The sequence below is a fragment of the Bacillus sp. T33-2 genome (assembly GCF_002860205.1).
In the GTDB taxonomy this organism is placed as follows: Bacteria; Bacillota; Bacilli; order Bacillales; family Cytobacillaceae; genus T33-2.
In genome coordinates, this window is record NZ_PGVB01000013.1 from 144,455 (window position 1) to 166,667 (window position 22,213).

Genomic DNA, 22,213 nt, shown 5'->3' on the forward strand with positions numbered 1-22,213 from the left:
CTCTGAATGGAGTGTATTAGTGAAAGGAAGTGCGAATATTGAGTTTAGACCAGTACTCAAAGGAACAGCTGCAGGAAATGTCTTTAATTGAAGTCGCTTATGAATTGTTGAATGAAAAGAAACAGGCAATTTCTTTTAAAGACCTGATCGCTGAAATGGCTGCCCTCCTTGACCTCAGTGAGACAGAAACCAATGAAAAAATGGTACAGTTTTATACAGATTTGAATATAGATGGACGTTTTCTTGCTCTTGGTGAGAACCGCTGGGGATTGCGCGTCTGGTATCCTGTTGACCAGACTGAAGAAGAGACAGTCGCCGCTGCAAAACCGAAAAAGAAAAAGGCCAAGAAGGTTGTCGATGAGGATGATCTTGATCTGGCTGATTATGATGAGGTAGAGGAAGAAGAACTGTTCGACGATGCAGACGATCTTGATGACGACGACGATCTTCTTGATGATGAAGACGAACTGGAAGACCTTGAAGACGTGGATGACGATCTCCTGGGTGATGACGACGAGCTTGAGGAAGTGGAGGACGAGTTCGACATTGATGATGATGCAGACGACGAGCTTGAAGAAGAAGAGCTTGACGGGGACGAAGAAGAAGAGCTGTAAAACAGCTTGACTTTTACGCTACTGGACGGTAGAATCATTTTTGGGCTCCTTTAAAAAGGAACGAACATATTAAAAGCGGTAAAACGCTCCCTTACATATTGTAGGCGGGGCGTTTTTTATTTTTTGGGCAGATGCCTGCCGATGGAAAAAAATTTTAACATATATTCAGTAAACAACAGCTGAATTGCACACACTGTTTGATGAGGGGGAATCCACAAATGACAAAGTATATTTTCGTGACGGGCGGTGTCGTATCGTCACTTGGAAAAGGGATCACCGCAGCATCCCTTGGGAGATTATTGAAAAACAGGGGTTTAAAAGTCACCATCCAGAAATTTGACCCGTATATTAACGTGGATCCGGGAACGATGAGCCCGTATCAGCACGGGGAAGTTTTCGTAACGGACGACGGAGCGGAAACAGATTTGGATCTCGGCCATTACGAGCGTTTCATTGACATTAATTTGAACAAGTACAGCAACGTCACAACTGGAAAAATTTATTCTACAGTATTGCGAAAAGAACGCCGCGGCGATTATCTCGGCGGCACAGTACAGGTTATCCCGCATATTACGAATGAAATTAAAGAACGAGTCTTCCGCGCAGGAAAAGAAACGGGTGCAGACGTAGTCATTACCGAAATCGGAGGCACTGTCGGCGACATCGAATCGCTGCCGTTCCTGGAAGCGATCCGCCAGATCAAGAGCGATATTGGCCGTGACAATGTGATGTACATCCACTGTACACTTGTTCCTTACATTAAAGCTGCCGGCGAAATGAAGACGAAACCGACCCAGCATAGCGTAAAAGAACTGCGCAGCCTCGGAATCCAGCCAAATGTAATTGTAGTACGTAACGAAATGCCGATTTCACAAGACATGAAGGATAAAATCGCCCTGTTTTGTGATATTGACCCTAAAGCAGTCATCGAGTGCCGGGATGCTGAAACATTGTATTCTGTCCCTCTCGCGCTGCAGGAGCAGAATCTTGACCAGATTGTTTGCCAGCACCTCAAGCTCCAGTGCGGCACTGCTGATATGAATGAATGGAAAGCCCTCGTCGATAAAGTTCTTAACTTGAGCCAAACAACACGCATTGCCCTTGTCGGGAAATACGTTGAGCTGCAGGATGCCTATATTTCTGTCGTCGAAGCATTGCGGCATGCCGGCTATGCTTTTGACACAGACATCGAAATTAAATGGATCAATGCAGAAGAAGTGAATGATGAAAATGTTGCCGCAATGCTGGATGATGCAGATGGAATCCTTGTTCCGGGAGGGTTTGGCGACCGCGGAATTGAAGGGAAGATTTCAGCCATCCGTTACGCGCGTGAGCAGAAAAAGCCGTTCTTTGGCATCTGCCTTGGAATGCAGCTGGCATCTGTCGAGTTTGCGCGGAACGTACTGGGACTTGACGGAGCGCATTCTGCAGAAATTGCGCCAAATACACCGTATCCGGTCATCGACCTTCTTCCTGAACAAAAGGATATCGAAGACCTTGGCGGCACACTAAGGCTTGGCCTTTTCCCATGTAAACTGACTGAAGGATCAAAAGCGTTTGCCGCTTATGACGATGAAGTAGTTTACGAGCGTCACCGCCACCGTTATGAATTTAACAACCAGTTCCGCCAGGCGATGGAAGAGGCAGGCTTTATTTTCTCAGGGACAAGCCCTGACGGACGCCTCGTGGAAATTATTGAAGTACAGGACCACCCATGGTTTGTGGCAAGCCAGTTCCATCCAGAATTCACATCAAGGCCGACTAGCCCGCAGCCATTATTCAGGGACTTTGTCGAAGCCTCTCTAAAATCAAAGGAATAATAAGAAAAGAGTGCCCGCATACGAAAATGCGAGCACTCTTTTTTTCGCCAATCCATTCAAGCATACTCTTCGAGAATTTCCTCAACTGTAAATTTTAGCGCGAAATAGACAAATAAGGCAGCAATCGATGTGGGCATTCCCACCCGGTTGCCGTGTTCATCAGGGAGCAGCCCTTTTTTCATGCCAAGGTCGATATGGACATCCGCAAGAAGGCTGAGTTCTTCTGCAGCTTCTGGAACAGCGGTTGACACAGCCACGAACGGAATTCGTTTTCCCACCAAAGCTTCTGCGATTCCAACCGCATCTTCGTCATCCGATTTTCGGGCAATGATCAGCACCCTGTCGGCGTCTGTCAATTCTTCAAGGCTGCCATTATTAAATATTTTGGCCGATAATAAAGGTTCAGCCCCTTCCACCGCTTCAAAAGGGACAGCTGCCATTTCAGCCTTACCATAAATGAAAATGTTTCCCTCGCCTGCCGATGCCTGGGCAAGCAGCCTGGCACCGTCTTCAATTGCAAATTCCTGTTTCTCCTGCAGTCTTTTAAAAATACCCGTCAACTGCGTTGAAAACATCTTAATCAACTTGATCGCCTCCAAAACATCATTATTCCATTATAAAACAAACGAACACATAACGTAAAAATCAGCTTCCCAAAAACATTTCACATTAAAAGGAGAAGGAATTATAAGGAATGTGTCGAAGTTACTTATATACATACATAAAAGCGAAGATTTACATCATAAGGAATCCATAAGGGAGTGGTACGCGGCATGAAAGAAAAAATCTTAATTGTTGATGACCAGTTTGGGATACGAATTTTACTCAACGAAGTGCTGCAAAAGGAGGGCTATGAAACATTTCAGGCTGCCAACGGAGTCCAGGCATTGGATATCGTAAAAAAACATTCACCTGACCTTGTCCTACTAGATATGAAAATTCCGGGCATGGACGGGATCGAAATTTTAAAAAGATTGAAAGTGCTGGTACAGGATATCCGAGTCATCATCATGACAGCATACGGGGAGCTTGATATGATCCAGGAAGCAATGGATCTTGGTGCCCTCACACATTTTGCCAAACCGTTTGACATTGACGATATCAGGGCTGCTGTAAAAAAATATTTGCGTGTTACCATTTAACTTCCAACCCAAAATCCCGTTATTCAGGCGGGATTTTTTGTTAAACGTTTTCACTCGGCTCCAGGGTCTCCAGCCGCGCACAACAACATCATAACCTCGAATCGTTCCCGTTTTTTTCAGGGGACGGCATGGCAACGTTTTCTTTATAGCGATTTTATGACAGTTGCAAAAACCGTAGTATCACAATGGCAATTCTGTTTTTATTCTGGTATGATACTAATGAATTCCACAAGATGATTCTTCGTTTTGACAACAACCGTTCCGGGTACATAATCAACAGCCGAGAAGGAAACCCTTAAAATGGAAAGTCCGGTCAAAAGGAAAATGATCTTTTCTTAAGGAGGAAAAAAACATGCCTTTAGTTTCAATGACTGACATGCTGAAGAAAGCAAATGCAGAAGGCTATGCAGTTGGACAGTTCAACCTGAATAATCTCGAGTTTACTCAAGCTATCCTGCAGGCAGCAGAAGCTGAAAAATCTCCGGTTATCCTTGGTGTATCCGAGGGTGCAGGACGTTATATGGGCGGCTTCAAGACCGTTGTGAAAATGGTTGAAGGCCTGATGGAAGACTATAAAATTACCGTCCCGGTTGCGATTCACCTCGACCATGGTTCTAGCTTTGATAAGTGTAAAGAAGCGATTGATGCTGGATTTACGTCCGTCATGATCGATGCTTCCCACCATCCTTTCGAAGAAAACATTGAAATTACTTCTAAAGTAGTGGAATATGCACACTCAAAAGGTGTTTCTGTAGAAGCCGAACTTGGTACAGTTGGCGGCCAGGAAGATGACGTTGTCGCGGACGGCGTAATCTATGCGGATGTGCAGGAATGTGAAGAGCTTGTAAAGCGGACAGGCATCGACTGTCTTGCCCCAGCCCTCGGTTCCGTACACGGCCCCTATAAGGGTGAACCAAACCTTGGATTCAAGGAAATGGAAGAAATCAACAAGATTGCCGGTGTACCTCTTGTTCTTCACGGCGGCACAGGAATCCCGACTCATGACATCAAGAAGGCCGTTTCCCTTGGTACTGCAAAAATCAACGTAAATACCGAAAACCAGATCGCTTCGGCAAAAGTTGTACGTGAAGTGCTTGCAGCTAAGCCTGAAGAATATGATCCACGCAAATACCTGGGGCCTGCACGCGATGCAATCAAAGAGACTGTTATCGGTAAAATGCGTGAATTTGGTTCAGCTGGAAGAGCGTAAGACTCACTAACCTTGTAAAAAAACGAAAACCGCCTTATGAGCATGGGGCGGTTTTCCTTCATTATAAAAAAATTGAAAATTATGTCGAATGGAGGCGCTTTTATGAAGTTCTTTATTGATACTGCGAATATGGATGAAATCCGCGAAGCCTATGAGTTAGGAATTTTATCAGGGGTCACTACAAACCCTTCCCTGGTGGCAAAAGAAAAAAATGTTTCTTTCCATGACCGTCTAAAGGAAATTGCCGGGCTTGTACCTGGCTCAGTCAGTGCAGAAGTGATCGCCCTTGACGCAGAAGGAATGATCAGGGAAGGGAAAGAACTTGCGGCCGTCGCCCCAAATATCACCATTAAAGTCCCAATGACTCCAGACGGCTTAAAAGCAGTTTCAGCTTTTGCGAAAGAGGGCATCAAAACAAATGTGACGCTCATTTTCAGCGCCAACCAGGCATTGCTGGCAGCCAGGGCCGGAGCTACATACGTTTCGCCTTTCCTTGGCAGGCTTGATGACATAGGGCACAACGGCATGGATTTAATTTCTACCATTGCGGACATTTTTGCCGTGCACGGCATTGAAACCGAAATTATTGCAGCATCGATACGCCATCCCCAGCATGTGACAGATGCGGCACTGCGTGGAGCCCATATTGCGACAATCCCTTCAAAAGTGCTGATGCAGCTGTTCAAGCATCCATTGACTGACAAAGGAATAGAAGCATTTCTGGCAGATTGGAATACACGCGGGTAACCGTTGTAGCCTGCCTGATTTTTATACGTTCGAACTCTTGCCACGGAATAAAACCAGCGTTTCCCGTTTTAATGAAATTTACATTTTTTTATGATATTATTACATGAAACTGGAAATTTCGTGTAAACTATGAAAATGAATACTGCCAAAGACCACTTTGTTATTTTGGAATATATTTCCTTGAAAGCGGCAATTTGGTAAAACAGGGCAGCTTGTTGTATTTTAAAATAAGACAAGCCCAATCGGTCTTAGCTGATGCATTGTTTGAACCTCCAGCTTGACCATCAATCACATCACGGCTTAGAAGGGAGTCAATAATGGAAAAGCTTAAGATTGCAGGCGGTTATCCTTTAAAGGGGACTGTTCGAATCAGCGGAGCAAAAAACAGTGCAGTAGCCCTGATCCCGGCAACTATTTTAGCAGAGTCCCCTGTAACCATTGAAGGGTTGCCTGACATTTCAGATGTCCAGATGTTAAAAGGACTTATGGAAGAAATAGGGGGAAAGGTTGAATTTGCCAACAATCAAATGACGGTGGATCCGTCTTCCATGATTTCCATGCCTTTGCCGAACGGGAAGGTCAAAAAGCTGAGAGCATCCTATTACTTGATGGGCGCGATGCTTGGCCGGTTCAAAAAAGCGGTCATCGGCCTGCCAGGAGGATGCCACTTGGGGCCAAGGCCGATTGACCAGCACATAAAAGGATTTGAAGCACTTGGTGCCAGCGTGACGAATGAACAGGGAGCCATCTATTTAAGGGCAGAAGAACTGCGGGGCGCAAGAATTTACCTTGACGTGGTCAGCGTCGGGGCCACGATCAATATCATGCTTGCCGCTGTACGTGCAAAAGGGCGGACTATCATTGAAAATGCCGCGAAAGAACCCGAAATTATTGATGTCGCTACCCTGCTGACTAATATGGGTGCCAAAATCAAGGGAGCCGGGACTGACGTAATCCGCATTGATGGTGTGGATCACCTCCACGGCTGCCGGCATACAATCATACCTGACCGGATCGAAGCAGGAACCTATATTATTTTGGGTGCCGCTGTCGGCGAGGGCATCTTGATTGATAATGTCATTCCGCAGCATCTTGAATCACTGATCGCTAAACTGAAGGAGATGGGTGTGTATGTTGAGGCTGGCGACGAACAGATATTTGTCGGCCCGGCGGACAAATATAAGCCTGTCGACATAAAAACACTTGTATATCCCGGGTTTCCAACCGACCTTCAACAGCCTTTCACCACCCTGCTGACAAAAGCGGAAGGATCAAGTGTCGTCACGGACACGATTTATGGTGCCCGCTTTAAACATATCGACGAGTTAAGAAGGATGAATGCGAACATTAAAGTTGAAGGGCGTTCAGCCATCATTAACGGGCCGATCCAGCTTCAGGGTGCAAAAGTGAAAGCCAGCGACCTTCGTGCCGGGGCAGCCCTGGTGATCGCCGGGCTGTTGGCAGATGGAATTACCGAGATTACCGGCCTTGAACATATTGACAGAGGCTACAGCCATCTCGTTGAAAAGCTGAACGGGCTCGGGGCGAAAGTGTGGCGTGAAGACTTGTCGATAGAGGAACAGGAACAGATGAAGAATGCGTAGTGTTCTTCCATTAAAATAAAGTTGTTTTCAAGTACCGGCAGGTTGCTTTTACAGCTTGAGCTAATAACAACAGAGATCAAAGCATACAAGCTGCGTGCTTCTACAAAAAGAGACCACAAGGGGAGAAACCAATGGAAAGAAGCTTGTCGATGGAGCTTGTACGCGTGACTGAAGCGGCGGCACTTGCTTCAGCCCGCTGGATGGGGCGCGGGATGAAAGACGAGGCAGATGAAGCAGCAACTTCAGCGATGCGGGATGTTTTTGATACGGTGCCCATGAAAGGCACGGTTGTTATCGGAGAAGGCGAAATGGATGAAGCTCCGATGCTGTACATTGGGGAGAAATTGGGCACGGGTTATGGTCCGCGTGTTGACGTCGCTGTCGATCCGCTTGAAGGGACCAACATTGTTGCGTCCGGAGGCTGGAACGCGCTTGCCGTCCTTGCTGTGGCAGACAACGGAAACCTTCTGCATGCTCCGGATATGTATATGGACAAAATTGCAGTCGGACCTGAAGCGGTCGGCCAGATTGATATTAATGCCTCTATTTTAGATAACCTGAAGGCCGTCGCCAGAGCAAAAAACAAGGACGTTGAAGACGTCGTCGCGACTGTTTTAAACCGTGAAAGGCATGAGCATATCATAGCCCAGCTTCGTGAAGCAGGAGCCAGGATAAAGCTGATAAATGACGGTGATGTCGCAGGTGCGATCAATACAGCCTTCGACATTACCGGTGTCGATATTTTATTTGGTTCCGGGGGCGCACCTGAAGGCGTACTGGCAGCGGTTGCGTTGAAATGCCTTGGAGGCGAAATCCAGGGGAAATTGCTGCCGCAAAACGACGCTGAGCTTGCACGCTGCATGTCAATGGGCCTTGACGTGAATAAAATACTCCTGATGGAAGACCTGGTAAAGGGAGATGACGCCATTTTTGCAGCTACAGGCGTAACGGACGGTGAGCTGCTAAAAGGGGTCCAATTTAAGGGCTCATACGGCCTGACCCATTCCGTTGTCATGCGCGCAAAATCGGGTACTGTCCGGTTTGTCGACGGGCAGCATAGCCTGAAAAAGAAACCTAACCTCGTCATGAAGCCTTAAAACTTAATTTTAGCCGCATATGCTCTTTTCTGCTCCCTTACAGCAATAAGGGAGCAGAAATTTTATAATAAAAAATATTTTATTTGATTATTATTCATAAAACAGGTTAAAATAAAAATTGTTTTTAAAGAAAACTTGCCGATTGGCGGGCCCATAAGGGCGAAGACAGAGGCGTAGTTCAACGGAAAAGCTCACTTTTCCGTCTGCAATGCTGATGCTGACGAAGCTTTCCTTTGCACTTACACTTTGTTCCTAAAATTGGCTCCTGCGTCGAGTTGTCCTCCTTGCTGCCAATTTATACTTTTTTAAAGTGTTAATAAATCCTGCCTAGACACTTCTGACAGCTGCTTTTATTCTTTCTTTTCCTTCTCACATCCTTCAAAGGAAATTCATTTCTTCTTTTTCCATCCATAGCTTTAACTAATATCTGTTCAATTAATATGGGGGAAATCGAAATATCTAATAGTGTGGTGACAATATGGAAGTAAATATTTCAAGCTTAGAAAATATGAAATTAAAAGAGCTGTATGAGCTTGCACGGGAATACAAAGTATCCTATTACAGCAAATTATCGAAAAAAGAACTCATTTTTGCGATTTTAAAAGCACGGGCAGAACAACAGGGCTACTTTTTCATGGAAGGTGTCCTTGAGATCATCCAGTCAGAAGGCTTCGGTTTCTTGCGGCCAATAAACTATTCTCCAAGTTCGGAGGACATTTATATTTCGGCATCACAGATTCGCCGTTTCGACTTGCGCAACGGGGATAAAGTGTCAGGGAAAGTTCGTCCTCCAAAGGAAAACGAGCGCTATTTCGGTCTTCTCCAGGTAGAAGCCGTAAACGGTGACGACCCGGAATCTGCCAAAGAAAGGGTTCACTTCCCGGGCTTGACGCCGCTTTATCCTGACCGCCAAATGAAATTGGAAACAAGCCAGAGAAATGTTTCCACACGGATCATGGATGTCATTGCCCCAGTGGGGTTTGGACAGCGTGGCTTGATCGTCGCTCCTCCCAAGGCGGGTAAAACGATGCTATTAAAAGAAATTGCCAACAGCATCACGACCAACCATCCGGAGGCCGAGCTTATCGTTCTGTTGATCGATGAACGCCCGGAAGAAGTAACCGACATCGAGCGTTCAGTTGCAGGGGATGTTGTCAGTTCCACATTTGACGAAGTTCCGGAAAACCATATCAAAGTTGCCGAGCTCGTCCTTGAACGTGCGATGCGCCTTGTGGAGCATAAACGGGATGTTATCATCCTCATGGATAGTATCACAAGGCTGGCACGGGCCTATAACCTTGTCATTCCTCCAAGCGGAAGGACGCTATCCGGAGGGATTGACCCGGCCGCATTCCACCGTCCGAAGCGCTTTTTCGGTGCAGCGCGCAATATCGAGGAGGGGGGAAGCCTCACCATCCTGGCGACAGCCCTTGTTGATACAGGATCACGCATGGACGATGTCATTTACGAAGAATTTAAAGGTACAGGAAACATGGAACTGCACCTTGACCGTGCACTTGCAGAACGAAGGATTTTCCCGGCGATCGATATCCGCCGTTCCGGCACACGGAAAGAAGAGCTGCTCATTCCGAAAGAGCATCTTGATAAACTATGGGCAATCCGTAAATCGATGTCCGATTCCCCGGACTTTGCCGAAAAGTTCCTGAGAAAATTGAAACAGACAAAATCAAACGAAGAATTTTTTGCGATGCTGGCAGAGGAAATGAAAGGAAACCAGAGGCGTTCCTGATCTGTAAATGGCGATTTGTAAGCTTTCTGTACAGTTTTATGCAAATTAAATTGCCTGCTTGAAAATTGCGGGCAGCCTTGCTATAATGTGTACAGTGTGTTTTTGAAGATTGCGATGCGTTAAGCTAACGCGCGTCGTATAATATAACTCTGTTTCGGATATGATTCAGGGCGGAAGGAGAGAATATTAATGAAACAAGGAATTCATCCTAATTACAAAACAGTAGTGGTGACATGTGCTTGTGGAAACCAGTTCGAAACTGGATCGGTTAAAAACGAGATTCGCGTTGAAACTTGTTCCGAATGCCATCCTTTCTACACTGGTCGCCAAAAATTCGCCGAAGCTGGCGGACGTGTTGACCGTTTCAATAAAAAATACGGCCTTAAACAACAATAATAAAGCGGAAGCGCTCGATCAGCCCCGAGGGGCTAGGCGCTGCAGCTGGGCAACATATAGCACAAAAAATATAAGAACAGGCAAGAAGCTTTGTGACTTGCCTGTTTTTTATTGCTATAATAGTGCAATCCAGGTGGAAAAATAGCAGTACATAGAGCGACCAAGAATGAACCGTTCACAAATTACAAACTGCATCTTTTAGATATTTGCGATCATGACCAGCAAGGGAGGAGAACCGTTTCATGTACGTAATGAAACATAGCGGTTGGGTTGAGTTAATTTGCGGCAGCATGTTTTCCGGAAAATCGGAAGAATTGATCCGCCGTGTGAGAAGGACCCAGTTTGCCAAGCAAAAAATAGCTGTTTTTAAACCTAAAATTGACAACCGCTACAGTGAAGAGGCAGTGGTTTCCCATAATGGAACCTCCATTATGGCAAAACCAGTAGCGCACTCAACCGATATATTTCAGCATATCACTCCTGATATGGATGTTATTGCAATCGATGAAGTACAGTTTTTCGACAATGAAATTGTCCGCGTCGTCCAGCATCTTGCTGACAGCGGCCACCGGGTCATCGTCGCAGGCCTGGACCAGGATTTCCGCGGTGAGCCGTTCGGACAAATGCCGGATCTTATGGCAATCGCCGAACTGGTCACCAAGCTGCAGGCTGTCTGTGCTGTATGCGGTTCACCTGCAAGCCGTACACAGCGCCTCATAAACGGGGCCCCAGCCTCTTATGACGATCCGGTTATATTAGTTGGCGCTTCCGAATCGTACGAGCCACGATGCCGGCACCACCATGAAGTGCCACGGTCCAGGAACGAAATGCAATCCAACAGCACCCAAGAATCTTCGAGGACGCTATATTAATTATCTCAAGCCTGCTTTTCTGTAAAAGCAGGCTTTTGTGTATATAAAATATCAAGTGTTTCCACGCAATAGCCAGCCAATCAGTTTTACAGGCAATTGGCCTACCTGGCTAATAAATCTGCCGGAGTGGCTAATAAACGGCCTGTTTTCGCTAATATGTTAAAGAATCAGGCTAATATATGAAAGTTTCAGGCTAATAAGCAGCAGAAACTGGCTAATAAGACGTTATTACGGCTGCTTCAGATATACGGGTTTCCCTGAATGGCTTTGACGGTCGTACAAGCGTGTACTATAATTAGAATGTTATGGATTAATAATCAACCGATTCCCCGAGGATAGATTTTCGATCGTCTTTATATATAAAAAATATGAGGTGAAGGCCATGTTTGACCGTCTTCAAGCAGTTGAGGATCGTTACGAAAAATTAAATGAGCTGTTAAGCGACCCAGATATCGTCAATAATCCGGCCAAGCTCCGCGAATATTCAAAGGAGCAGTCCGATATTCAGGAAACTGTTGCTGTCTACCGGGAATATAAAGAGGCCCGTGAACAGTATAAAGATGCCAAAGCCATGCTTGATGAAAAGCTGGATGCAGATATGAGAGAAATGGTCAAAGAAGAAATCAGCGAACTCGAGGAGCAGATAGAAGAGCTTGAGGCAAGCCTGAAAGTGCTTCTTTCACCAAAAGACCCTAATGATGACAAAAACGTAATCATGGAAATCCGGGGAGCTGCGGGTGGAGACGAAGCAGCTTTGTTTGCAGGCGACCTGTACCGCATGTACAGCCGCTATGCTGAGGCGCAGGGCTGGAAGATTGAGGTTATGGACCAGACATCTACTGGCATCGGCGGTTTTAAAGAGATCATCTTCATGGTGAATGGTAAAGGTGCTTATTCCAAATTAAAGTTTGAAAATGGGGCACACCGTGTCCAGCGGGTACCAGAAACAGAATCCGGCGGACGTATTCATACATCAACAGCAACGGTCGCATGCCTTCCGGAAGCCGAAGATGTGGATATCGAAATCCATGATAAGGATATCCGCTTTGACGCCTTTGCTTCCAGCGGCGCCGGCGGCCAGAGTGTTAACACCACCATGTCAGCCGTACGATTGACACATATCCCGACTGGAATTGTTGTAACCAGCCAGGATGAAAGATCCCAGCATAAAAACAAGGATAGGGCGATGAAAGTCCTTCGTGCCCGTGTCTATGACAAGTTTCAGCAGGAAGCCCAGGCGGAGTATGACCAGGTGCGTAAATCGGCAGTAGGGACAGGCGACCGTTCTGAGCGCATCAGGACGTACAACTTCCCGCAAAACCGGGTAACCGACCACCGTATCGGATTGACCCTCCAAAAGCTTGACCAAATCCTACAGGGGAAAATGGATGATATCATTGATGCCCTGATCCTTGAGGACCAGTCCAGCAGGATGGAGAACTCAGGCGCATGAGTAAAAAAATATATGAAGCCCTCAACTGGGCTTCTTCTTTTTTAAAAGAAAAGCAACGGGATGAAAATGCCGGGGAATTGTTGCTGCGCCACATCACGGGAATGAACAGGGCGAAGCTGTTTTCCGAGCTTCGGGCCGGTCTGAAGCCAGAGGAGTGGACCCGATTCCAGGAGGCAGTAATCCGCCACCATAATGGTGTCCCCGTTCAATACATTATCGGCACTGAGGATTTTTATGGACGGGTCTTTGAGGTAAATGATGCTGTTTTGATTCCACGGCCGGAAACGGAAGAGCTGGTTTTGGGAACATTGAAACGCTTGCACACCATGTTCGGCAGTAAGGAACAATTACAGATTGCTGACATTGGGACCGGCAGCGGGGCAATTGCTGTAACCCTGAAGCTGGAGAGGCCGCAACTAGCGGTCACTGCTTCCGATTTGTCAGCTGATGCCCTTGCTGTAGCACAAAAAAATGCAGCCAGGCTTGGAGCAAAAATAGAATTTGTCCACGGCAATCTTCTCCAGCCTTTCATTGCGGCAGGCCGGAAATTTGACGCTGTCATATCCAATCCGCCTTACATTCCTGTGGGGGACAGGGAATGGATGTCCGAAGTGGTGACCGGACAGGAACCCCATCTGGCTTTATTCGCTGGTCAAGATGGCCTCGACCTTTACCGCCGTTTTATGGAAGAGCTGCCGCTTGTTTTAAAAAACAAAGCACTGGTTGGATTTGAAATTGGTGCCGGACAGAGTAAGGATGTCAAAGAATTGTTGAGAAAAGCATTCCCGCAAGCATTAATTGATGTAGTTTACGACATAAACGGCAAAGACCGCATGGTATTCGCCGAACTAAATGGATAGACAGCCTTCAGGGAATGGACCTGAAGGTTTTTCTTTTAAACATTTAAACTTGGTAGTTTAAGAATCTATTAACCTGTCCACACTATTGCTATTGAGGGGATGGTGTGAGATATGAAAAAGAACACGGCGGCAACGCTATATTTAATTATATTATCCATAGGCACAATGCTTAGCTTATATATACCAAAAAATGAAGCAATCGCCGAAGGGTCGGTAGTCATTCCTAATGAAGCGATCCGGCTTAGGATCCTCGCTGACAGTGATGCAGAACAGGATCAGGCGATCAAACGGAAAGTCAGGGACGCGGTCAACAGGGAAATAACTAAATGGGTTGAGGATTTAACTTCGATAGAGGACGCACGCAGCATTATCCGTTCCAGTCTCCCTCAAATACAGGCAATCGCTGAACACGTGGTTAAAGCTGAAGGAAGCACGCAAAACGTAAAGGCAGAGTTTGACAGGGTACAGTTCCCGACAAAATTATACGGACAGTTTTTGTACCCGGCCGGAGAATATGAAGCCATTTTGATTACCCTTGGTGAGGGAAAAGGCGCTAACTGGTGGTGTGTCCTGTTTCCACCGCTTTGCTTCCTCGACTTTTCAAACGGTGTTGCCGTAAGCGAAGGATTTGAAGAAGAGCAGCCGGCATCACAAAAGAAGGAAGCTGAAACCCCTGCTGCTGAATCGGAGGATATGAAAAAGGCAGCGGATGCAGGCACGGGCAGCCCTGTTACAGTCAAGAAGAAAACATCAAAACAAGAGGGAGCCAAACAGCCTCCGGTGTATGAAAAAAATGATGAACAATCTGTTGAGGTCAGGTTTTTCATTGCTGACCTATGGCAGAAACTGAAGTAACAAAGCGCTGTGATATCGCAGCGCTTTTTTTCGCGTGTGGCGTTTGTTTATCAAATATTCGTGGCATAGCGGCCATCGGGAATTTTATTCAGCATTACATGGATTGAAACAGGTTGGTGTCCCCGTATTTTTAAAGGCTAATTGTTCTTCTCCATTACAATGTACGGCTTCGTTGCTGGAGACCTTGGTTTCGGCACCATCGACTGTAAATGTTCCTTCACCGGAAAGTACCAGCAAATACACATCGGTTCCAGGATGGTTATGGGCAGGCAGCTCCTGGCCAGGCAAAAAGTTCAACATAAAAACGGTGCTGTCCCCCCTTTTGAAATAATCCTCTTTGTGAACCGGTTTTCACTATATTCCTGAAAATTTACAAGTGCCTTCTTTTCCATTTGTATCCCTCTTTCGTTTTTAAAATCGTTACTGCTCAAGTATAAAAAAGCATGGATTGCCTGGAGTGAAGTGAATCACTTATTAAAAATGGCATGCGTTCTCTATTCAGAAGGTAGGCAAATTTTCACCAAACCAATTTGGAAAATTAGGAAAGTGAGGAAAAACAGCAGGTATTTTTACCAGTAATATTACAATTATAGGACACACAGGTAACAATCTCTTTTCTTTGGTTTTAGAAGAACAAGAAGCGGATATTGTGTGAGTGTAACAAAAATCCCATAAAGGAGTGACCGACATGGCAAATAAGAATAACGACGACAAAATGTCACGCGAAGAGAGAGGCCGCAAAGGCGGAGAAGCAACCAGTGAAACTCATGGCAGAGAGTTCTACCAGGAAATCGGCCGCAAAGGCGGAGAGGCAACAGCTGAAAGCCATGACAAGGAATTCTATCAGGAAATCGGCCGCAAAGGCGGAGAGGCAACAGCTGAAAGCCATGACAAGGAATTCTATCAGGAAATTGGCCGCAAAGGCGGAGAGGCAACATCTGAGAACCATGACAAGGAATTCTATCAGGAAATTGGCCGCAAAGGCGGAGAAACAACATCTGAGAACCATGATAAGGAATTCTATCAGGAAATCGGCCGCAAAGGCGGAGAAGCAACCCGCGATAAGCATGGCGATGATTTCTATGAGGAAATCGGTGAAAAAGGCGGAGAATCAAGAAACAATAACAATAGCGGAAATTCAAGAAATAACGACTAATAATACATTGCAAGATTGACATACGGCAGCTCCACGCCAGGGCTGCCGAGTTTATTTTTTAGCAGATCGCCCATGACCTTTCTTGTGGATAACACCTCAGTTTCGGCCCGTCCGCTAAAAAATGTGGATATATCCACAAAGTTATCCACCGATTGCCTGTTTTTATTCACAATTTGTGGATAAAAACTTGTGTTCCCATTCATCTTCTTTTATACTTTCATAGAAAATAATTTACATATCCGGTTAACATAGAGGATTAATGGACTAGTTTAAGGGTCGATTGGCCTAAAAATAAAAGGTGGATTACATGCAGACTACAATCTGGACGGTGGATAGTTCTGTGGATAATTTAATAACATATCCACAAATCCAACAGGCAGCACAATTTTTAAAACAGAATGAAGTTGTAGCGTTTCCGACAGAGACGGTGTACGGACTGGGGGGAAATGCTGAAAGCGATGAAGCAGTCGCGAAAATATATGAGGCGAAAGGAAGGCCTGGGGATAATCCGCTTATCATTCATATTTCTGACAGGCAGCAATTGAATTCTTTTGTAGAAGAGATACCGGAAAAAGCATCTCGATTGATGGACGAGTTTTGGCCTGGCCCGTTAACGGTCATTTTAAATAAGAAGGAAGCCCGGCTGTCAGACAAGGCTACCGTCGGCCTGGCAACGGTTGCGGTCAGAATGCCGGACCATCCTGTTGCACTTGCAATCATTAAGGCGTGCGGCCTCCCGATAGCCGCTCCAAGCGCCAATATGTCAGGCCGTCCCAGCCCTACGACGGCAGCCCATGTCGCTGAAGATCTCAATGGCCGGATCGCCGCCATTGTGGATGGCGGCCCGACAGGCGTTGGAGTTGAATCGACTGTTGTCGACTGTACCGAAGAAATTCCGGTTGTGTTAAGGCCGGGCGGGATTACAGCTGAGCAGCTTGCGGCTGTTGTCGGTGAGATCCGGATGGATCCAGCTTTATCGGATAAAACGAAAGCACCCAAAGCGCCCGGGATGAAGTATCGTCATTACGCCCCGAATGCCCCTCTTTATCTTGTAGATTCCAGCAGGGAAAAAATCCAGCAGCTAATAAATGAAAAACGGAGAGAGGGGCTTCTGGTGGGCATGCTGACGACTGAAGAAAACCAAGCCTTTTACGATGCGGATAAGGTAATAGCCTGCGGGTCGCGCAGCCGGCTTGAAACTGTGGCAGGCTCTTTATACGAAACATTAAGGGCTTTTAATGACTCCCCGGTCAATATTATTTTCGGAGAAGTTTTCCCTGAACATGGTCTGGGCAATGCTATCATGAACCGCCTTAAAAAAGCATCGGGCCAGCCCGTGATTTCCTGATTGCAAAACGGATCTTTAATCAAAGTTTTCCCGGGTTTCCATCGTATTTCGGGAAATGCTTATTAAATTCTAAAACCCTGCGGACTTGCATATGCTGAAATAGCAAGTCCATGGGGGGCGAACGAATGGCAGCAATGTTCGGTGAATTATTTACACTCATACTGATGGCCTTTGCGCTGGGGATGGACGCATTTTCAGTGGGCCTCGGTATGGGCATGTTCAGGCTTACACGCCGGCAAATATTTAAAATAGGGATCACGATTGGTTTGTTCCACGTTTGGATGCCGCTCGCTGGCATTATTGCCGGCAGGTTTTTATCAGAGCAATTCGGCGCGGTTGCAGGTTTATTAGGCGGGTTGTTGCTTGTCATTCTTGGTGTGCAGATGATATGGTCCGGCTTTAAAGAAGATGAAACGAGCCTGATTACACCAGTTGGAAGAGGCCTGCTGGTGTTTGCTTTGAGTGTCAGCCTTGACAGCTTTTCTGTTGGTTTGACACTTGGAATTTATGGTGCAAAGACCGTCCTGGTGCTTGTTTGTTTTGGTGCTGCAGCAACGATCCTGACTTGGACAGGTCTATTGGTAGGCAGGAGGGTGCAGGGCTGGATGGGCGTCTACAGCGAAGCACTTGGGGGAAGCATCCTGCTTGCTTTTGGCATAAAACTTCTGCTCCCTATGTAACAGATTATAAGAAAAATACACTTATGGCGCCTTTACGAAAAGGTGTCTTTTTTTTAAAATATGCTATGAACATTTTGAAAAATTTAACAAGCATTTCTATGAAAATGGCGAAAGATGTCATAAAATAAAATAAAGGAGGTTTCCGAATGACTCGCATTTTGTTTGTATGTACCGGGAATACCTGCCGGAGCCCGATGGCCGAAGCGTTATTAAACAGCAAAAAGATTCCAGGAGTCGAGGTAAAGTCAGCAGGGGTGTATGCGGTGAGCGGCAGCGACGCGTCGCCAAATGCGAAAATTGTCATGCATGAAAACCAGCTGGCCCATAATCATCGGTCAACATTGTTGACAGAAAAGGAAGTAGAGTGGGCGACATTAATTTTGACGATGACGTCAAGCCATAAAGCAGCAGTAGTAAGCAGCTTTCCGCATTCAGCCGGGAAAACCTTTACCCTTAAGGAATTTGCCGGGGATAAAAACAATCCGGACATCGGTGATCCATTTGGTGGAACGGTCGATATATATAGAGCAGCATATTATGAAATAAAAGAAGCGATAGAAAAGGCACTTGAAAAATTTTGAGGGGCTAAAGCAGGGGGAGACAGCATTGGACACCAAAAAAAGCTACCGGTTCGGGTTAAGAAAAAAGTTGGTTCTTTTTACAACAGCACTTGCATTGATCACGTACACGACAAGTGCATTTTGCATTTATTTTGTCTATCCGTTCATTGAAGAAACCGTTAAAATGGATGAGGGGTTGTTCATGATCATTACCCTTATCCTTGGAATTATCTGGTCGGGGATCCTCGCTTTCTTTGCGGCAGGGCTGATTATTAAACCATTGCAAAAACTTGAAGGCGCTGCGATTAAAGCAGCCCATGGGGAAATCAGCGAAGACACGGAGCTGTCGAAGTCCGATGACGAAATCCGGTCCCTGGGCATTGCTTTCAATGATATGCTTGCCAATTTAAGAGAAATGGTCCATCAAATTGACGTCAATTTCAATGAAACCAATAAAACTGTCGTTTCGATTTCAGAGCAGTCAGCAGCCGCTTCAGAACAGGCTAACGTCATCTCCTCAACGATAAGAGAAATTTCAGCCGGCGCGGACAACTCGGCAGCTTCGATTCAAACAACGGCTGAGTCAGTGGATGAGGTCATTCAAATTGCCGAGGAAGTCCAGGAGAAAGCAAGGACATCTGAAACGATTTCGATTGAAATGGTCAAAGACCTTCAGGATTCAAAGGAAGCGATTCATTCGTTAATATCAGGGATTGGCCGGCTTGCGACCGATAACCGGGAATCGCTCCACACCGTCAGAACATTGGAAGCAAACGCAGTTGAAGTGGAACAGATCATTGCACTTGTCGGGGACATTGCCGCGCAGACGAACCTGCTCGCTCTAAACGCATCGATCGAAGCTGCCCGTGCCGGGGAACACGGAAAGGGATTTGCAGTAGTCGCTGAGGAGGTCAGGAAATTGGCCGACGAAAGTGCTAAAGCTGTCCAGGGGATTTCATCTTTGATCCAGAATATCCAGACTGGCGTACGAAATGTCGTCAGCCAAATTGAAAAACAGGTCGAAACAGCCAATGAAGAAGCCATCAAAGGTGAAAAAACGAATAAGGTTATCGAAGAAATGACAAAAACGATTAATGAAATGGCAGATGTGATCCATACCATTTCCTCAATCGTAGACCGGCAGATGGAGAGCATCCAGCATACATCGACACAATCACAGGAAGTCGCAGCAATTGCCGAAGAAACATCCGCGGGGGCAGCACATGTCGCGTCGGCTGCCGAGCAGCAGACGTCTGTCATTGAAAACGTCGAACATCTGGCAGTCGAATTGCGTACCCACGCGGAAAAACTTAAAGGAACGATTACCCGGTTCAAGATATAGCATATAAGATAAAATTATTATTGAGTAATCTGGCTCCCTGCTGACGCAGGGAGCTTTCGCATTTTATTACTGCCCTACGCCGGCCGGCAAGTTTTCTTTATAAATTCACACGGATATGAGAAAATAATGGTATAAATTGTCCGCCCGTATCTGGTGCCTGGCTTGAAAGAGGAGGAACGTCTGATGAAAATAGCAATTGCTTCCGACCACGGTGGTTTAAACATTCGAGAGGAAATTAAAAATTTAATGGACGAACTGGAAATTCAATACGAAGATTTTGGCTGTGAATGTAATACCTCCGTCGATTATCCCGATTATGCACTGCCTGTCGCACAAAAAGTGGCAAACGGCGAGTTTGACAGAGGCATTTTAATTTGCGGTACAGGAATCGGCATGAGCATAGCTGCCAACAAAGTAAAAGGCATTCGCTGTGCCCTCGTACATGATGTATTCAGTGCAAAAGCAACCCGCCAGCATAATGACAGCAACATCCTTGCAATGGGGGAGCGTGTAATCGGCCCGGGACTGGCCAGGGAAATCGCGAAGACATGGCTGACAACAGAGTTTGAAGGCGGCCGCCATGTGAACAGGGTAGAGAAAATCACAAATTACGAGACTAAAGAATAGCTTGTAATCCGCAACTTGGTGAGGCGCGATTTAATTTGGGAACATCACAAGCTATCAAACCCATCCTGGAGGGATAGTCATCATGTCAATCAGTAAATGGGAAACAGACCTGCGAACCATTCTATCGGAATTCAGCAATCAGGTTTCGCTGACAGACAAAAGTGTGATGGTCATCGGCTGCAGCACGAGTGAAGTGGTCGGTCACCGCATTGGGACCGCTGGAACGGAAGATGCCGCAGCGATGATTTTCAGGCAATTAAAAAAGCTTCAAGAGGAAACCGGAGTCCAGCTTGCATTTCAGTGCTGCGAGCACCTGAACAGGGCACTTGTGGTCGAGAGGCAGACAGCGGAAGAACGCGGCCTCGAAGAAGTATCGGTGGTACCTGTGAGGAATGCAGGGGGAGCGATGGCAACCTATGCTTTCCGAAATATTAAAGATCCCGTAGTCGTTGAATTTATCCGGGCGGATGCCGGGATTGACATCGGCGATACGCTCATTGGCATGCATTTGAAGCATGTGGCTGTACCAATCCGGGTTTCGTTAAAAAAGGTCGGCCACGCCCATATTAATCTTGCTGCCACACGTCCAAAACTCATTGGCGGCGCAAGGGCGGTTTATGAACGGAAACCGGAGAACGAGTCCTGCTAAAATTGGACCTGAAATAGCTCCATTGTAGCCAGGCATAACAGGTTCCTTCTTTCTTTTCAACATAAAATCAGCTAAAATGAAAAAGAATTTTCAAACAATAAAGCAGCGATGATGATACATATTCAGGTTAGAACAAGGGGGATAATGATGAAGCATTTGACACAACAGGATGGGCAAGTATACGAGGCGATTCAGCAGGAGTTGGGGCGGCAGCGGGCGAAAATTGAACTGATCGCATCCGAGAATTTTGTCAGTGAAGCAGTGATGGAGGCACAAGGATCTGTATTAACCAATAAATACGCGGAAGGCTATCCGGGAAGGCGTTATTATGGCGGCTGTGAATACGTTGATATCGTTGAGGATCTTGCCCGCGACCGCGCCAAACAAATCTTTGGGGCCGAACATGCAAATGTCCAGCCGCATTCCGGTGCACAGGCCAATATGGCTGTCTATTTCACTATTCTTGAGCCGGGCGATACTGTACTTGGGATGAACCTTTCCCACGGGGGCCATTTGACACACGGCAGCCCTGTGAATTTCAGCGGAGTGCAATATAATTTTGTCGAGTATGGAGTAGATGAAAAAACACATCGGATTAATTATGAGGATGTTCTTGAGAAAGCGAAACAGCATAAACCGAAACTGATCGTTGCTGGTGCCAGCGCTTACCCTCGTGAAATCGACTTCAAGCGGTTCCGTGAAATTGCGGATGAGGTTGGGGCCTACTTAATGGTAGACATGGCGCATATTGCGGGACTTGTTGCGGCAGGCCTGCACCAAAACCCGGTCCCGTATGCTGAATTTGTCACCACCACGACCCACAAAACACTTCGCGGCCCACGCGGCGGAATGATCCTTTGCCGAGAGGAATTTGCAAAACAAATCGACAAATCGATTTTCCCTGGAATCCAGGGGGGGCCGCTCATGCATGTGATTGCTGCTAAAGCAGTGGCGTTCGGAGAGGCGCTCCAGGACTCATTTAAAGACTATGCCAAAAACATCGTTGCAAATGCGCAACGGCTTGCTGAAGGGTTGCAAAAAGAAGGCCTGAACCTTGTATCGGGCGGAACGGACAACCACCTTTTGCTCGTAGACCTCCAGTCTCTCGGATTGACAGGGAAAGTCGCCGAAAAGGTGCTTGATGATGTGGGCATTACCGTCAATAAAAATACCATTCCTTTTGATCCGCAAAGCCCGTTTGTCACAAGCGGAATCCGGATTGGCACTGCCGCAGTGACAAGCCGCGGCTTCGGCGCTTCCGAAATGGACGAAATCGCGTCAATCATTTCGTTCACATTAAACAACCATGAAGATGAAGGAAAATTGAACGAGGCACAACAGCGTGTCGAAGCGTTGACAGGTAAATTTCAGCTTTATACAGAACTATAATTTAAGGCGGCCCTTCAGAGGGGGCCGCTTTGTTATGGAAGT

General features: G+C 46.4%; 24 protein-coding genes. 21 read left to right on the forward strand and 3 right to left on the reverse strand.

The genetic code is table 11. The features are described 5' to 3' along the window. Window positions 1-38: 38 nt before the first annotated feature. Complete coding sequence (gene rpoE / locus CVD19_RS11440) at window positions 39-614, forward strand: DNA-directed RNA polymerase subunit delta (protein WP_101581992.1); 576 nt, start codon at window positions 39-41, stop codon at window positions 612-614. A 218-nt stretch (window positions 615-832) separates the two neighbouring features. Further along, window positions 833-2,434, forward strand: a complete 1,602-nt coding sequence (locus CVD19_RS11445) for a CTP synthase (protein ID WP_101581993.1) — start codon at window positions 833-835, stop codon at window positions 2,432-2,434. A gap of 56 nt (window positions 2,435-2,490) precedes the next feature. Here CVD19_RS11445 and CVD19_RS11450 read toward each other — a convergent pair whose 3' ends face one another. Further along, window positions 2,491-3,018, reverse strand: coding sequence for a DUF2529 domain-containing protein (locus tag CVD19_RS11450; protein WP_101581994.1), 528 nt, complete (start codon window positions 3,016-3,018; stop codon window positions 2,491-2,493). A 189-nt stretch (window positions 3,019-3,207) separates the two neighbouring features. Between CVD19_RS11450 and CVD19_RS11455 the strand changes: the two genes are divergently transcribed. The 11 genes from CVD19_RS11455 to spoIIR all read left to right on the forward strand — a co-directional run bounded on the left by CVD19_RS11455 (window position 3,208) and on the right by spoIIR (window position 14,420). After that, complete coding sequence (locus CVD19_RS11455) at window positions 3,208-3,576, forward strand: response regulator (protein ID WP_101581995.1); 369 nt, start codon at window positions 3,208-3,210, stop codon at window positions 3,574-3,576. Between the two features lie 352 nt (window positions 3,577-3,928). Then, window positions 3,929-4,786: a class II fructose-bisphosphate aldolase gene (locus CVD19_RS11460; protein ID WP_101581996.1), complete on the forward strand. Its 858-nt coding sequence runs from the start codon at window positions 3,929-3,931 to the stop codon at window positions 4,784-4,786. 102 nt (window positions 4,787-4,888) lie between these two features. Then, window positions 4,889-5,533 carry a fructose-6-phosphate aldolase gene (gene fsa, locus CVD19_RS11465; protein ID WP_101581997.1) on the forward strand — a complete coding sequence of 215 codons (645 nt, stop codon included), beginning with the start codon at window positions 4,889-4,891 and terminating at the stop codon, window positions 5,531-5,533. A gap of 317 nt (window positions 5,534-5,850) precedes the next feature. Next, a complete protein-coding gene (locus CVD19_RS11470) occupies window positions 5,851-7,137 on the forward strand; it encodes a UDP-N-acetylglucosamine 1-carboxyvinyltransferase (protein WP_101581998.1) in 1,287 nt (428 codons plus the stop codon). A gap of 131 nt (window positions 7,138-7,268) precedes the next feature. Next, window positions 7,269-8,234, forward strand: a complete 966-nt coding sequence (gene glpX / locus CVD19_RS11475; RefSeq protein ID WP_101581999.1) for a class II fructose-bisphosphatase — start codon at window positions 7,269-7,271, stop codon at window positions 8,232-8,234. Between the two features lie 478 nt (window positions 8,235-8,712). After that, a complete protein-coding gene (rho, locus tag CVD19_RS11480) occupies window positions 8,713-9,984 on the forward strand; it encodes a transcription termination factor Rho (protein WP_101582000.1) in 1,272 nt (423 codons plus the stop codon). 189 nt (window positions 9,985-10,173) lie between these two features. After that, window positions 10,174-10,380, forward strand: a complete 207-nt coding sequence (gene rpmE, locus CVD19_RS11485) for a 50S ribosomal protein L31 (RefSeq protein ID WP_101582001.1) — start codon at window positions 10,174-10,176, stop codon at window positions 10,378-10,380. 242 nt (window positions 10,381-10,622) lie between these two features. Further along, a complete protein-coding gene (locus CVD19_RS11490) occupies window positions 10,623-11,252 on the forward strand; it encodes a thymidine kinase (protein ID WP_101582002.1) in 630 nt (209 codons plus the stop codon). 382 nt (window positions 11,253-11,634) lie between these two features. Next, window positions 11,635-12,705, forward strand: coding sequence for a peptide chain release factor 1 (gene prfA, locus CVD19_RS11495; protein WP_101582003.1), 1,071 nt, complete (start codon window positions 11,635-11,637; stop codon window positions 12,703-12,705). Further along, entirely contained in the window at window positions 12,702-13,565 is an 864-nt protein-coding gene (prmC, locus tag CVD19_RS11500) for a peptide chain release factor N(5)-glutamine methyltransferase (protein ID WP_101582004.1), read from the forward strand. Before prfA ends, prmC begins: the two co-directional genes overlap by 4 nt. Window positions 13,566-13,676: 111 nt before the next feature. Continuing rightward, the gene (gene spoIIR / locus CVD19_RS11505) at window positions 13,677-14,420 is read left to right on the forward strand and encodes a stage II sporulation protein R (protein WP_101582005.1); all 744 of its coding nucleotides are present in this window, start codon (window positions 13,677-13,679) and stop codon (window positions 14,418-14,420) included. 84 nt (window positions 14,421-14,504) lie between these two features. Here spoIIR and CVD19_RS25715 read toward each other — a convergent pair whose 3' ends face one another. Further along, entirely contained in the window at window positions 14,505-14,720 is a 216-nt protein-coding gene (locus tag CVD19_RS25715) for a cupin domain-containing protein (RefSeq protein WP_308314867.1), read from the reverse strand. Window positions 14,721-15,108: 388 nt separating this feature from the next. Between CVD19_RS25715 and CVD19_RS11515 the strand changes: the two genes are divergently transcribed. Beyond that, window positions 15,109-15,576, forward strand: a complete 468-nt coding sequence (locus tag CVD19_RS11515; protein ID WP_101582006.1) for a general stress protein — start codon at window positions 15,109-15,111, stop codon at window positions 15,574-15,576. Here the strand turns inward: CVD19_RS11515 and CVD19_RS24710 are convergent. Then, the gene (locus CVD19_RS24710) at window positions 15,573-15,713 is read right to left on the reverse strand and encodes a hypothetical protein (protein ID WP_180953598.1); all 141 of its coding nucleotides are present in this window, start codon (window positions 15,711-15,713) and stop codon (window positions 15,573-15,575) included. The genes CVD19_RS11515 and CVD19_RS24710 overlap by 4 nt on opposite strands. Before the next feature lie 170 nt (window positions 15,714-15,883). On the opposite strand from CVD19_RS24710, the gene CVD19_RS11525 reads away from it, so the two are divergent. From CVD19_RS11525 to glyA, 7 genes are all read left to right on the forward strand, one after another. Beyond that, complete coding sequence (locus CVD19_RS11525; protein WP_101582008.1) at window positions 15,884-16,924, forward strand: L-threonylcarbamoyladenylate synthase; 1,041 nt, start codon at window positions 15,884-15,886, stop codon at window positions 16,922-16,924. Window positions 16,925-17,049: 125 nt separating this feature from the next. Continuing rightward, window positions 17,050-17,604, forward strand: coding sequence for a manganese efflux pump MntP (locus tag CVD19_RS11530; RefSeq protein ID WP_101582009.1), 555 nt, complete (start codon window positions 17,050-17,052; stop codon window positions 17,602-17,604). Between the two features lie 146 nt (window positions 17,605-17,750). Continuing rightward, window positions 17,751-18,185 carry a low molecular weight protein arginine phosphatase gene (locus tag CVD19_RS11535; RefSeq protein WP_101582010.1) on the forward strand — a complete coding sequence of 145 codons (435 nt, stop codon included), beginning with the start codon at window positions 17,751-17,753 and terminating at the stop codon, window positions 18,183-18,185. A 25-nt stretch (window positions 18,186-18,210) separates the two neighbouring features. Continuing rightward, window positions 18,211-19,506: a methyl-accepting chemotaxis protein gene (locus CVD19_RS11540; protein WP_101582011.1), complete on the forward strand. Its 1,296-nt coding sequence runs from the start codon at window positions 18,211-18,213 to the stop codon at window positions 19,504-19,506. Window positions 19,507-19,689: 183 nt separating this feature from the next. Further along, on the forward strand, window positions 19,690-20,133 hold the full coding sequence (gene rpiB, locus CVD19_RS11545) for a ribose 5-phosphate isomerase B (RefSeq protein WP_101582012.1): 444 nt from the start codon (window positions 19,690-19,692) through the stop codon (window positions 20,131-20,133). Window positions 20,134-20,215: 82 nt separating this feature from the next. Next, complete coding sequence (locus tag CVD19_RS11550; RefSeq protein ID WP_101582013.1) at window positions 20,216-20,782, forward strand: TIGR01440 family protein; 567 nt, start codon at window positions 20,216-20,218, stop codon at window positions 20,780-20,782. Window positions 20,783-20,929: 147 nt separating this feature from the next. After that, window positions 20,930-22,171 carry a serine hydroxymethyltransferase gene (gene glyA, locus CVD19_RS11555; protein WP_142383520.1) on the forward strand — a complete coding sequence of 414 codons (1,242 nt, stop codon included), beginning with the start codon at window positions 20,930-20,932 and terminating at the stop codon, window positions 22,169-22,171. Window positions 22,172-22,213: the final 42 nt, after the last annotated feature.

Bases quoted from the DNA above. Each gene is read 5' to 3' on its own strand.
- CVD19_RS11445 (WP_101581993.1), top strand. From the start codon at position 833: ATGACAAAGTATATTTTCGTGACGGGCGGTGTCGTATCGTCACTTGGA.
- CVD19_RS11455 (WP_101581995.1), top strand. From the start codon at position 3,208: ATGAAAGAAAAAATCTTAATTGTTGATGACCAGTTTGGGATACGAATT.
- CVD19_RS11460 (WP_101581996.1), top strand. From the start codon at position 3,929: ATGCCTTTAGTTTCAATGACTGACATGCTGAAGAAAGCAAATGCAGAA.
- fsa (WP_101581997.1), top strand. From the start codon at position 4,889: ATGAAGTTCTTTATTGATACTGCGAATATGGATGAAATCCGCGAAGCC.
- CVD19_RS11470 (WP_101581998.1), top strand. From the start codon at position 5,851: ATGGAAAAGCTTAAGATTGCAGGCGGTTATCCTTTAAAGGGGACTGTT.
- glpX (WP_101581999.1), top strand. From the start codon at position 7,269: ATGGAAAGAAGCTTGTCGATGGAGCTTGTACGCGTGACTGAAGCGGCG.
- rho (WP_101582000.1), top strand. From the start codon at position 8,713: ATGGAAGTAAATATTTCAAGCTTAGAAAATATGAAATTAAAAGAGCTG.
- rpmE (WP_101582001.1), top strand. From the start codon at position 10,174: ATGAAACAAGGAATTCATCCTAATTACAAAACAGTAGTGGTGACATGT.
- CVD19_RS11490 (WP_101582002.1), top strand. From the start codon at position 10,623: ATGTACGTAATGAAACATAGCGGTTGGGTTGAGTTAATTTGCGGCAGC.
- prfA (WP_101582003.1), top strand. From the start codon at position 11,635: ATGTTTGACCGTCTTCAAGCAGTTGAGGATCGTTACGAAAAATTAAAT.
- prmC (WP_101582004.1), top strand. From the start codon at position 12,702: ATGAGTAAAAAAATATATGAAGCCCTCAACTGGGCTTCTTCTTTTTTA.
- spoIIR (WP_101582005.1), top strand. From the start codon at position 13,677: ATGAAAAAGAACACGGCGGCAACGCTATATTTAATTATATTATCCATA.
- CVD19_RS25715 (WP_308314867.1), bottom strand. From the start codon at position 14,720: ATGTTGAACTTTTTGCCTGGCCAGGAGCTGCCTGCCCATAACCATCCT.
- CVD19_RS11515 (WP_101582006.1), top strand. From the start codon at position 15,109: ATGGCAAATAAGAATAACGACGACAAAATGTCACGCGAAGAGAGAGGC.
- CVD19_RS11525 (WP_101582008.1), top strand. From the start codon at position 15,884: ATGCAGACTACAATCTGGACGGTGGATAGTTCTGTGGATAATTTAATA.
- CVD19_RS11530 (WP_101582009.1), top strand. From the start codon at position 17,050: ATGGCAGCAATGTTCGGTGAATTATTTACACTCATACTGATGGCCTTT.
- CVD19_RS11535 (WP_101582010.1), top strand. From the start codon at position 17,751: ATGACTCGCATTTTGTTTGTATGTACCGGGAATACCTGCCGGAGCCCG.
- rpiB (WP_101582012.1), top strand. From the start codon at position 19,690: ATGAAAATAGCAATTGCTTCCGACCACGGTGGTTTAAACATTCGAGAG.
- CVD19_RS11550 (WP_101582013.1), top strand. From the start codon at position 20,216: ATGTCAATCAGTAAATGGGAAACAGACCTGCGAACCATTCTATCGGAA.
- glyA (WP_142383520.1), top strand. From the start codon at position 20,930: ATGAAGCATTTGACACAACAGGATGGGCAAGTATACGAGGCGATTCAG.